At 61.6% G+C, this 11644-nt stretch carries 8 protein-coding genes and 1 pseudogene; 8 read left to right on the top strand and 1 reads right to left on the bottom strand.

Annotation, left to right across the window (positions count from 1 at the left end):
• The 5 genes from ABRP95_RS01750 to mobA form a co-directional block, all read left to right on the top strand.
• Nucleotides 1-745: AMP-binding enzyme (locus ABRP95_RS01750; protein ID WP_502880342.1), on the top strand; the 745-nt coding region annotated here is incomplete at its 5' end.
• Nucleotides 746-806: 61 nt separating this feature from the next.
• Nucleotides 807-1922 (top strand): GTP 3',8-cyclase MoaA, encoded by a 1116-nt coding sequence (gene moaA / locus ABRP95_RS01745; protein WP_284850270.1) that lies wholly within the window; start codon nt 807-809, stop codon nt 1920-1922.
• A gap of 11 nt (nt 1923-1933) precedes the next feature.
• Nucleotides 1934-3133 carry a molybdopterin molybdotransferase MoeA gene (locus tag ABRP95_RS01740; RefSeq protein ID WP_296088240.1) on the top strand — a complete coding sequence of 400 codons (1200 nt, stop codon included), beginning with the start codon at nt 1934-1936 and terminating at the stop codon, nt 3131-3133.
• Nucleotides 3134-3148: 15 nt separating this feature from the next.
• The gene (gene moaC / locus ABRP95_RS01735) at nt 3149-3628 is read left to right on the top strand and encodes a cyclic pyranopterin monophosphate synthase MoaC (protein WP_284850272.1); all 480 of its coding nucleotides are present in this window, start codon (nt 3149-3151) and stop codon (nt 3626-3628) included.
• Nucleotides 3628-4203, top strand: coding sequence for a molybdenum cofactor guanylyltransferase (gene mobA, locus ABRP95_RS01730; protein WP_284769846.1), 576 nt, complete (start codon nt 3628-3630; stop codon nt 4201-4203). Before moaC ends, mobA begins: the two co-directional genes overlap by 1 nt.
• Before the next feature lie 52 nt (nt 4204-4255).
• On the opposite strand, the gene ABRP95_RS01725 is transcribed toward mobA, so the two are convergent.
• Nucleotides 4256-4735 (bottom strand): molybdopterin-binding protein, encoded by a 480-nt coding sequence (locus tag ABRP95_RS01725; protein WP_284782557.1) that lies wholly within the window; start codon nt 4733-4735, stop codon nt 4256-4258.
• A gap of 228 nt (nt 4736-4963) precedes the next feature.
• Between ABRP95_RS01725 and ABRP95_RS01720 the strand changes: the two genes are divergently transcribed.
• From ABRP95_RS01720 to narH, 3 genes and pseudogenes are all read left to right on the top strand, one after another.
• The gene (locus tag ABRP95_RS01720; protein ID WP_284853516.1) at nt 4964-6289 is read left to right on the top strand and encodes a nitrate/nitrite transporter; all 1326 of its coding nucleotides are present in this window, start codon (nt 4964-4966) and stop codon (nt 6287-6289) included.
• Nucleotides 6290-6307: 18 nt separating this feature from the next.
• On the top strand, nt 6308-10045 hold the full coding sequence (locus ABRP95_RS01715; protein WP_349838847.1) for a nitrate reductase subunit alpha: 3738 nt from the start codon (nt 6308-6310) through the stop codon (nt 10043-10045).
• A pseudogene (narH, locus tag ABRP95_RS01710) lies at nt 10045-11637 on the top strand (nitrate reductase subunit beta). The gene ABRP95_RS01715 and the pseudogene narH overlap by 1 nt, the downstream one beginning before the upstream one ends.
• Nucleotides 11638-11644: the final 7 nt, after the last annotated feature.

The following is an 11644-nucleotide window of genomic DNA, read 5'->3' as shown; positions in this document are numbered from 1 at the left end:
CGCCCGCCCGCCGCAGGGAGCGTCCGGCGATACCCGCTGGGCTTATCGCATCTCCCAGGGAAAGATCGCCGCCTCGCTGCAATACCGCGTGGTCAATGACGGCCAAGTGGTATCGAAGACCGACCGCAATGCCGGTGAGCTCCAGGTGCGTGGCAACCTCGTGACCGGTTCTTATTATCATTCCCCCACCGCTGAGCCGGGTGAAGTGGCTTCCGAGTTCCGCGGCAAGCCGGTCGAGGCCGCGGAATCCAAGTTCACCGCAGACGGCTGGTTGCGCACAGGCGATGTCGGCTCCGTAACGAAGGACGGCTTCCTCACCGTGGAAGACCGCGCCCGCGATGTCATCCGCTCGGGTGGCGAGTGGATCTATTCGGTGCAGTTGGAAAACCTCATCATGGCCAATTCAGATGTGGTGGAAGCCGCGGTAATTGGCTACCCAGATAAGCAGTGGGTGGAACGCCCCCTCGCCGTGACCGTCTTGGATGAACAAGCCTCTCCCACCATCGAAACGGCCGAAAAATTGCGCCAGAGCCTGCGCAAGGAATTGCCTAGCTGGATGCTGCCGGAGTACTGGGCCTTCGTAAAGTCGATCGATAAGACCTCAGTGGGCAAGTTTGATAAGAAGGATCTGCGCACCCACTTGGCGGAAGGCGATTACAATATCATCCGCCTCAAGGGCCCAGGTGAAGCCCAGCGCCTTGACGAAATCAACGAAAGCGATTTTAACCGGGAAAACGAGGAATAATCATCGGCCAGGTTGCGTTGTGGCTTGGTGTACCTTGTTTCCCACTCTTAGACTGGCAGCAATGACTTCACCAACGCCTTCTTCTTCAGCGGTGTCCCTGCCCCTGCCCACCGTGGGCCGGACGCAGCCGCCGGAGGATTTACCTGCCGCGGCAAGCGACGGCACCCGCGCCTTGGTTGATCGCTACGGCCGCAGGGCACGCGACCTGCGTGTGTCCCTCACGGACCGCTGCAACCTGCGCTGCACGTACTGCATGCCAGCCGAAGGCTTAGAGTGGATGCCCACGCAGCAAACGCTGTCCGATGAAGAGACCATCCGGCTTATCCGCCTCGGCGTGGAAAAGCTCGGCATCCGCCAGGTGCGCTTTACCGGCGGCGAGCCGCTGCTGCGCAAATCCTTGGAAAAAATCATCGCCGCTACCAAGGAACTCACCACGGATGAAGGCATTGCGCCGTCGACGGCGCTGACTACTAATGGGTTGGGCTTGGAAAAGCGCGCCGCAAAGCTTGCCGCAGCAGGCCTCGACCGCATTAATATCTCGCTAGATACCATCGATCCACAGCGCTATGCCGCACTCACCCGGCGCGATCGGCTAGCCCACGTGCTCGAAGCCATCGCCGCCGCAGCCGATGCCGGATTGAATCCCGTCAAGATCAATGCCGTGGTCATGCCCGGCGTCAATGAAGCAGATATCGTCCCGCTGGCGGACTATGCGCTGCACCAGGGCGCCCAGCTGCGCTTTATTGAGCAGATGCCGCTCGGACCGCGGGAAAAGTGGCGCCGCGAAGACATGGTCACCGCAGATGACATCTTGCACCGGCTACAAAGCCACTTTTCCATGCGCCCGGCGCGCGAGCCGCGCGGATCAGCCCCGGCCGCTTTATGGGATGTTATCGCCCCCGATGGCACCGCCGGCAAGCTCGGCATCATCGCCTCCGTAACCCATCCCTTCTGCGGCGACTGCGACCGCACCCGGCTTACCACCGATGGTGCCGTGCGCAACTGCCTGTTTGGCAATTCCGAAACCCAGTTGCGGGATCTCATGCGCTCTGGCGCCAGCGACGAGGAATTAATGGAGGCGTGGGCCGGGGAAATGTGGACGAAGAAACCGGGCCATGGCATTGATGATGAGGGCTTTTTGCAGCCGGATCGTCCCATGTCTGCCATAGGCGGCTAATCTAATTATTTATGTCCGCATCGCGTTCCATTTCTGAGCACCTTTCCGCGGTTTTGGCACTGGCGCCGACACCGCGCGCAGAGTCCGTACCCGTTGGCCCCGCGCTGTGCGGACGGGTATTAGCGGAGGATGCGACCGCGCGCTTTCCCGTCCCACCGTTTGCCAATTCCGCCATGGATGGATTCCTCGTCCGCGCCGCTGATATTTCGGGCCCGGGACCGTGGACGCTGCCGGTCGCAGGCGATGTCCCCGCCGGTGCTACCGCTCAGGCAGTACCCGCCGGCCAGGCCGTTCGCATCATGACCGGGGCCCCGGTGGGCGATGCCACTGGCTTAATCGTCGTCCCAGTAGAAAACACCACCGTCCCGTCTGGTCCCACGGAGTTGCCGCGCGAGGTCACCATCACCGCCGCGCCTGCAAAAACCCATATCCGCCCCGCTGGAGAAGATATACAACCCGGCACCATAGTTGCCCCTGCCGGCGCCACCGCGAACGCGGCGGTTATCGCGGCGCTTATATCCACCGGCATCTATTCTGTAAAGGCTTACCGGCGCCCGCGCATCGCGGTGATTTCTTCCGGCAATGAGCTATCCGCCTATCCGGATGAACTCGCCCCAGGGCGCCTGCCGGATTCCAATGGGCCGATGCTCGCCTCCCTCGCCCACACGGAGTCCTACTCGCACGTGGGCGACGATCCTGCGGAGTTATCCAGATTGTTCGATGAGCTCAGCGCATCCCACGACCTCATCATTACCTCCGGCGGGGTATCGGCCGGCGCTTTCGATGTGGTGCACGGGGTGCTGGGCACGGGCGATAATTCGTGGTTCGGGCACGTTCACCAGCGGCCCGGTGCGCCGCAGGGCATCGGCAGGTGGCGGGGTGTTCCGGTGCTTGCGCTGCCGGGCAATCCGGTGGCGGCTTTCGTCGGTTTCCAGCTCTATGCACGCCCGCTTATCGCCGCCTTATCGGGCCAGCCGCACCCGCGGGAGACCGTGCAGCTGAGTGCGAAGGTGGAGGTTTCGCTGCCATCGGCAAGCGCACGCCCCATCATCGTTCCTGTGACCGTAAGCTTTGCGGGAAAGCCCAGGATTACTGGCGCGTTAAGCCGTGGCAGCCACCGGGTGGTCTCGCTGGCCGGTACGAATGGGTATTGCATCATTGATGGACCTGCCCCCGCCGCGGGCGAAGAGACCACCGTCTATCTGTATTAAAGAGGAGAATTTTTCATGGAGTTTACCCACCTCAATTCCGCCGGCACCGCCTACATGGTCGATGTGACCGAGAAGCAGCCGACCGTGCGCACCGCCACCGCCGAGGGCGAGGTCGCCTGTTCCCCGGAGGTCATGACCGCGCTGCGCGAGGGCACCGTGCCCAAGGGGGACGTGCTGGCGGTCGCGCGCATTGCCGGCATTTCCGCGGCGAAGAAGGTCCCAGAGCTCCTGCCGCTCGCGCACACCATTGGCGTGCATGGCTGCGCGGTGGATCTCGAGCTTGCCGATGCCCACGTGAAGATCACCGCCACCGTGCGCACCGCCGACCGCACCGGCGTGGAAATGGAGGCTCTGACCGCGGTCAACGTTGCCGCCTTGGCGCTCATTGACATGGTCAAGGGCGTCGACCGCTCTGCTTTTATTCGTCGCTGTGGCATCGTGGCGAAATCGGGCGGGCGCTCCGGCGATTGGTCTAGGACCCTCTCGGAGGCTTAATGGACGGCGCGATCATTCTGGCCGGCGGGCAATCGCGCCGCATGGGCGGGGCGGATAAGGCACAGGTGCGCGCCTTTGGCCTGCGCTTGGTGGACCGCCTGCTGCGCCAGCTTCCCTATGGCATGCCGTCTATCGTTATTTCCCCGCATTACCTCAGCCTGCCGCAGGTGTGCGAGTCGCCGCTTTTCGGCGGCCCTGTCGCCGGCATCGAAGCTGGTGCGCGCGCTTTGTCGCATTGCGACCGCCTGGCACTCTTCGCTGTGGATGCTCCCGATTCCCCGCAGCTCCTCCCGCACCTTAACTACGCGTTGCAGGCCGCGCCCAGCGCCGATGCCGCGATTACCCGCGCCGCGGATGGGTACTTACAGCCCCTGTGTTCGCTGTGGCATACCGATGCGATCTTCGAACGCTTGGGCGCGCTGGAGTCGACCCGCAATGTCTCCGTAAAAAGGCTTATCCGCGGCGCCGATTTCGTCGAGGTGGCCGGCACCGGTGCCGAGCGCGATTACGATACCCCTGCCGAATTGCAGGACATTCCACCGCACCCCGCCCTTCGCGCTCACCGGCGCGGCTAAGGCAAGTACACGCCGCCCTCCCCGTGAGCGCGAAGGGATGGTGAGGGAGGCATTATTCGCCGCGGGAGCGGAAGACATCGGCAAGCAGCGGCGCAATAACCCCAAGAGCATCTGCCACGGCGCCGGTAGACGAGGCGCAATTGATGATGAGGCTGCCGCCGCCGTGGTCGGTCATGCCGATGATCCCGCGGGACAGACCCGCCTTGGGCGAGGACTCGAGCCCGCGCAGGAGCACCTGGGTCTCCAGGCCGTAGAGGCGGGCCTTGATATAGCGCTCGGTGACCTCTGGGGTCAGGTTCGTCGCCCCGATGCCGGTGCCGCCGATTACCACGACTATATCGGTGCCGGTATCCACGGCGGTCCGCAGCGCGTCGTCGACTGGCTTAAGGCCCTCCGGCACGATGCTCGGTGGCGCGACATCGATGTCGTGGGTGCGCAGGATTTCTGCCGCTTTCTCCCCGGCGCGGTTCGGTTTTTCCCCGGCCAAAATGCGGTCCGAGCTGACGATTATCTGTGCCTTTCTTTGGGACATAAGTCTCATTCCTTTCCCACTGTGGAGTGTGGTTAATATCACATCATTCAGTTTTCGACACCAACACATTTGGGGCACGGGGCTAACCTGCAGCATCGGAATCGATCAAGAATTACGCAACATTTGCATGCCGTAATTAGATACGGATTTTACCGTTTTTATTTACCTTTTCGAGCATAGTCGCCGGTAGATTAAGGAGTTGAACGACCTACTACCTGTGAGGAAATCATGACCGCTCTTGATACCTCAGGCAAAGTCATCCAAGGTTGGGATCCAGAAGATTCCGACCACTGGGATTCCAAAATTGCCTGGCGCACGCTGTGGATCTCCACATTTGTTCTTATCATTGGCTTTGCCACTTGGTACCTCGTATCGGCAATTGCCCCGCAGTTGAACCAGATTGGTTTCGACTTAACCCGCAGCCAGCTCTACTGGCTAACAGCCATCCCCGGATTGGCGTGCGGTATCTTCCGTCTCGTCTTCATGTTCCTGCCGCCCATCCTCGGCACGCGCAAGCTCGTCTTCAGCTCCTCGCTGCTGTTTATCATCCCCATGCTGGGCTGGTTCTTCGCGGTACAGGACTCCTCCACCCCGTACTGGTGGCTGATGACCCTCGCCTTCCTCTCCGGCATCGGCGGCGGGGTGTTCTCCGGCTTCATGCCCTCGACCGGCTACTTCTTCCCCAAGCGCCTGTCCGGTACCGCGCTGGGTATCCAGGCCGGCATCGGTAACTTCGGTATCTCCTTTATCCAGCTGGTTGCCCCATGGCTCATGGGCTTTACCCTGTTGGGTGTAGGTTTTGTTGCCCCGCAGCGCACCGATGACGGCGAAATCTTTGTCCACAACCCCGCCATCTTCTTGGTGCCGTGGGCCATCGTCGGCGCATTCCTGGCATGGACCCTGCTCAAGGATGTTCCCGTGAAGGCGAATTTCCGCCAGCAGATGGACATCTTTGGCAATAAGAACACCTGGATTCTTACCGTCGTCTACTTCATGACCTTCGGCGCATTTTCAGGCTTCGCCGCGCAAACCGCGCTGCTTATTAACCAGATCTTCGGCGAAGGCTCCGAATTTGCCGGCACCTACGAGAACCTGCCCGCCGGCGCGAGCTACGCCTTCCTCGGACCACTTATCGGTGCGCTCGTCCGCGCCCTGTGGGGCCCACTGTGCGATAAGTTCGGCGGCGCCATCTGGACCTTCATTGGCTGCCTGGGCATGACCATCTTTACCGTCGTGGCCACCTTCTTCCTCACCCCGGACGAGCCGGATGAGGTCTGGTGGTTCCTGGGCACCATGCTCATTTTCTTCTTCTTCACGGGCTTGGGCAACGCCGGCACGTTTAAGCAAATGCCCATGATTTTGCCCAAGCGCCAAGCAGGCGGCGTTATCGGTTGGACCGGTGCCATCGGCGCCTTCGGCCCGTTTGTCGCAGGTGTCTTGCTCTCCATGATGTCTGCACCGACGTTCTTCTGGGGCTGCGCCGTGTACTTTGCCATCACCACCGTGCTGGTGTGGATCTACTACGCCCGCCCCAATGCACCATTCCCCGGATAATTAGGAGCTTTCAACCCCATGACTGCATACTTCGCGCCCGAAAAGGGCTCTTCAAATCCGCTCTTTAAGTTCGGTGCCTACCTGCGCAAAGGCGAAGCTACCGATTCTGGTCAGCAACTTTTCTTAAAGGGCGGCCGCCAGGCAGATGTCTTTTACCGCAACCGCTGGGCCTTCGACAAGATGGTGCGCTCCACCCACGGCGTGAACTGCACCGGTTCGTGCTCGTGGAAGGTCTACGTCAAAGACGGCGTCATCACCTGGGAATCCCAGGCGGTGGATTACCCCACCACCGGCAATGACATGCCAGAATACGAGCCCCGCGGCTGCCCGCGTGGAGCCTCCTTTTCCTGGTACACCTACTCTCCTACCCGCGTGCGCTACCCGTATGCCCGCGGCGTGCTGGTAGATATGTTCCGCGAGGAAAAGGCTAAGCACGGCGATTCCGTCCTGGCCTGGCGCGCCATCCAAGAGGACCCCGAAAAGCGCAAGGCGTATATCTCCCAGCGCGGCAAGGGCGGGCTCATCCGCATCTCTTATGAAGAGGCCATCGACATCGCCTCGGCCGCGCACGTCTACACCATCCGCAAGTACGGTCCTGACCGCATCAACGGCTTTACCGTGATCCCGGCCATGTCGCAGATTTCCTATGGCGCGGGCATGCGCTTCTTGCAGACCATCGGCGGCGTCGCGCTCTCCTTCTATGACTGGTACGCCGACCTGCCGCCGGCATCCCCGCAGACCTTCGGCGACCAGACCGACGTCCCGGAATCCGGCGACTGGTACAACTCTTCCTACCTCATGATGTGGGGCTCGAATATCCCGGTCACCCGCACCCCGGACGCCCACTTCATGGTGGAATCGCGCTACAAGGGCACCAAGGTCGTCGTGGTCTCGCCCGACTTTGCGGATAATACCAAGTTCGCCGATGAGTGGGCCCGCATCGAGCCAGGAACGGATGCCGCGCTCGCCTTTGCCATGGGCCACGTCATCTTGAAGACCTTCCACGTGGACCGCCAGGAACCGTACTTCCTGAACTACATGCGCAAATACACCGACTCGCCCTTCCTGGTATCCCTGGAAGACCACGGCGACGGCACCTACACCCCAGGCAAATTCCTCACCGCCTCGCAGCTTGCCGATGCCACCTTGAACTCCTCCCCCAACGCCACCCACCGTGGCCTTGTGATGGAAGAAGACGGACGCATCGTTGACCCAGGCGGCACCGTGGCAGACCGCTGGGATAACGAGAGCGCCAAGTGGAACCTGGCGCTGGATAACGCCGATCCGGTCATGTCCATCGCAGAAACCGATCGCTTTGACACCGCCGAGGTGCTCTTCCCCCGCTTTGACCTGGATACCAACCCAGAGGACGTGGGGACCGACAAGCCCATTGGCGCGGGCATCGTCCACCGCGGCGTCCCCGTCCGCGAGGTCGACGGCAAGCTGGTTACCACCGTCTTCGACATCATGCTCGCCCACTACGGCGTCAACCGCGAGGATCTCCACCTGCCGGGTAGCTGGCCGAAGGACTTCCACGATGCCAGCGAGGTCGGCACCCCCGCCTGGCAGGAAGAGCTCACGGGCGTGGCTGCCGATACCGCTATCCGCATCGGCCGCGAATTTGCACAAAACGCCGCGGATTCCAAGGGCCGCTCGCAGATCATCATGGGCGCGGGAGTCAACCACTACTTCCACGCCGATAATATCTACCGCACCTTCTTGGCGCTAACCTCCATGTGCGGCACCCAGGGCGTTAACGGTGGCGGTTGGGCGCACTACGTCGGCCAGGAAAAGCTGCGCCCGATCAATGGCTGGACCCAGTGGGCTATGGCCGCCGACTGGCAGCGCCCGCCGCGCCACATGATTTCTACCGGCTTCTACTACTTCGCCACCGAGCAGTACCGCTACGATAATTCGCGCGCGTCCCACTTGGGCTCGCCGCTGGCTAGCCACGGTTCCATCGGGGACAAGATGGTCTCCGATACCATGGCGGAATCCATGCGCCGCGGCTGGATGCCGGCCTACCCGCAGTTCAACCGCAACTCCCTCTTCCTTGCCGATGAAGCCGATGAGGCCGGCATGGACATCAATGACTACGTGGTCCAAGAGCTAGAAAGCGGCCGCCTAGAGTTCTCCTATGACAACCCGTCTGCCGAGGAGAACTGGCCGCGCATCCTGCTCAACTGGCGCACCAACCTGCTCGGCTCGTCCGCCAAGGGCACCGAGTTCTTCCTGCGCCACCTGCTGGGCATCGACTCGGATGCCACCGCGGAAGAACTAGCCCCCGAAGACCGCCCGCGCAGCATCAAGTGGGTGGATAAGGCACCGGAGGGCAAGCTGGATCTGATGATGACCACGGACTTCCGCAATACCTCCACCACGCTGGTTTCGGACCTCATTTTCCCGGCCGCAACCTGGTACGAAAAGCACGACATGTCCTCTACCGACATGCACCCGTACCTGCACTCATTTAACGCGGCGATTAACCCGCCGTGGGAGGCCCGCTCGGACTACGAGGTCTTCCGGGACCTGGCCGCAGCGCTCTCTGATAAAGCCACCAAGTGGCTGGGCGTGCAACGCGATGTCATTACCCAGCCGAGCCACCACGACAGCCCGGACGAGCTCGGCATGCCCAATGGCATCGTCCCCGACCCCGAAGAACAGGGCCTTATCCCTGGGGTCACGATGCCGAAGCTTCATGTGGTCGAGCGCGACTACACCAAGGTCTACGAAAAGTGGGCGCACTTGGGCCCGCTTCCCGCCAAGGCCGGCACCGGCGTGCACGGCACCAAGTTCAACGTGGAAAAGCAGGTCAAAGAACTCGAGCTCATCTGTGGCACCACGGAGACCTCCATGGGCGAGCTGGTGGATCTGTCCAAGGACACCAAGGTTATCGACGCTATCTTGCACCTGTCTGGTGTCTCCAACGGTGAGCTAGCCAAGCAAGGCTTTGAGTTCCTATCCTCGCGCACCGGCAAGGATCTGACCCCGCTGGGCGCTCCCGATGAAGACGTACGCATCACGTGGGACGACATCAAAGAACGCCCGAAGGAGGTCATCACCTCCCCCGAGTGGACCGCAGATAAGCGCAATAAGCGCCGCTACACCGCCTTTTCCATCAACGTCGAGTTTGAAAAGCCCTGGCACACGCTGACCGGCCGCATGCAGTACTACATCGACCACGACTGGTTTATGGACTACGGCGAATCGCTGCCGATCTTCCGCCCACCGCTCGACCACGTCCACATGCACGGCGAATTCGCGCCGGGCACGGAATTGACCAATGACCGCGGCGAGGCTGAGGTCACCCTGCGTTACCTCACCACGCACAATAAGTGGTCCATCCACTCGCAGTACTTTGACAACCTGCACGTGCTCTCCATCTCGCGCGGTGGCCAGGTGGTCTGGATGTCCAATAAGGACGCCGAGAAAATCGGTGTGACAGACAATGACTGGGTTGAGGTATATAACCGCAACGGCGTCGTCTCCGCCCGCGCCATTGTTTCCCACCGCATCCCGGAGGGAACTATGCTGTGCAACCACGCACAGGAGCGCACCGTGGGCACGCCGATCAACGAGCACACCGGCCGCCGCGGCGGCACGCATAACTCGCTGACCCGCATTTCCATCAAACCGGTGCACATCGCTGGCGGCTATGGCCAGCTGACCTACCACTTCAACTACATCGGCCCTACCGGCAATAACCGCGATGAAGTCACCCGCGTGCGCCGCCGTTCCCAGGAGGTATCCTACTAATGAAAGTCATGGCCCAAATCTCCATGATCATGAACCTGGACAAGTGCATTGGTTGCCACACGTGTTCAGTTACCTGTAAGCAGGCATGGACCAACCGCGAAGGCACCGAGTACATCTGGTTCAATAACGTCGAAACCCGCCCCGGCCTCGGCTACCCGCGCACCTGGGAGGACCAGGAAAAGTGGAAGGGCGGCTGGGAGCGCACGGCATCCGGCAAGATCAAGCCCAAGGCCGGCGGCCGCCTCAAGAAGCTGGCTACCCTCTTCCACAACCCCAACCTGCCCACCATCCAGGATTACTACGAGCCCTGGACCTACCAGTACGAGGACCTGATGGGCGCCGAGGCGGGCCAGAAGACCCAGCCGACCGCCAAGCCGGTCTCCCAGATCGACGGCCGGGACATCGGCAAGATTGAATGGTCCTCCAACTGGGACGATAACCTGGGTGGCTCTACTGCCACGCTTGACGATGACCCCGTGCTCCACAACATGAACCTCGAGGTCAAGAAGGAAATCGAAGACTCGTTCATGTTCTACCTGCCGCGTATTTGCGAGCACTGCATGAACCCGACCTGCGTATCCTCCTGCCCCTCCGGTGCGATGTACAAGCGCACCGAGGACGGCATCGTCTTGGTGGACCAGGACCGCTGCCGCGGCTGACGCATGTGCGTATCCGGCTGCCCGTATAAGAAGGTCTACTTCAACCACAAAACTGGCAAGGCCGAAAAGTGCACGCTGTGCTACCCGCGCCTCGAGGTGGGACAGCCCACCGTGTGCTCCGAGACCTGCGTGGGCCGCCTGCGTTACTTGGGCGTCATCCTCTACGATGCCGACCGTGTCGCCGAGGCCGCCTCCACCGAGAATGAGCAGGACCTTTTCGAGGCCCAAAAGTCGATCATGCTCGACCCACACGATCCAGAGGTTGTCCGCGCAGCTCAGGCCGAGGGCATCCCGCACTCCTGGATCGACGCCGCGCAGCAGTCGCCGATTTACGATCTCATCTTCAAGTACGGCGTCGCTCTGCCGCTGCACCCGGAGTATCGCACGCTGCCGATGGTCTGGTACATCCCGCCGCTGTCGCCCATCGTTGACAAGGTGACCGCAACCGGCAACGACGGCGAGGACCACAAGATCCTCTTCTCGGCGCTATCGAATATGCGCATTCCGCTGGAATACTTGGCAGGCCTATTTACCGCCGGCGATACCGTCCCGGTAGAAAAGTCGCTGCGCCGGCTCGTCGCTATGCGCTCGTATATGCGCGATATCAACCTGGGCAACGAACCGCAAGAGGAGATCGCCCAGGCAGTCGGTATGACGGGCAGGGACATGGAAGGCATGTACCGCCTGTTGTCCATCGCTAAATACGATGACCGCTACGTCATTCCCACCGCCTCGCCGGAATCCCCGCGCGGCATTACCGATTTGGATCCGTTTGGCGATGTGGACCCAGCCAAGGCCTCCGAAGACGTCTTCCACGACCTTGGCATGGGCGCGCCCGAGGCCTGCACCCACGGCGCCGAACCGCAAGGTAAGGTCTCGCTGCTCTCCTGGAGCGGCGACCGCCCCGATGCCATGTTCCCGCCGCGGAAGTAGGTGAAGC

This window comes from Corynebacterium sp. KPL2895 (genome assembly GCF_040225815.1).
GTDB classification, from domain to species: domain Bacteria; phylum Actinomycetota; class Actinomycetes; order Mycobacteriales; family Mycobacteriaceae; genus Corynebacterium; species Corynebacterium rhinophilum.
Note: the sequence above shows the minus strand (reverse complement) of the source record. Positions and strands in the feature narration are given on the sequence as shown.

Coding starts and splice junctions, on each gene's coding strand:
- moaC (WP_284850272.1), top strand. CDS start 3,149: ATGGAGTTTACCCACCTCAATTCCGCCGGCACCGCCTACATGGTCGAT.
- ABRP95_RS01715 (WP_349838847.1), top strand. CDS start 6,308: ATGACTGCATACTTCGCGCCCGAAAAGGGCTCTTCAAATCCGCTCTTT.
- ABRP95_RS01720 (WP_284853516.1), top strand. CDS start 4,964: ATGACCGCTCTTGATACCTCAGGCAAAGTCATCCAAGGTTGGGATCCA.
- moaA (WP_284850270.1), top strand. CDS start 807: ATGACTTCACCAACGCCTTCTTCTTCAGCGGTGTCCCTGCCCCTGCCC.
- ABRP95_RS01725 (WP_284782557.1), bottom strand. CDS start 4,735: ATGTCCCAAAGAAAGGCACAGATAATCGTCAGCTCGGACCGCATTTTG.
- mobA (WP_284769846.1), top strand. CDS start 3,628: ATGGACGGCGCGATCATTCTGGCCGGCGGGCAATCGCGCCGCATGGGC.
- ABRP95_RS01740 (WP_296088240.1), top strand. CDS start 1,934: ATGTCCGCATCGCGTTCCATTTCTGAGCACCTTTCCGCGGTTTTGGCA.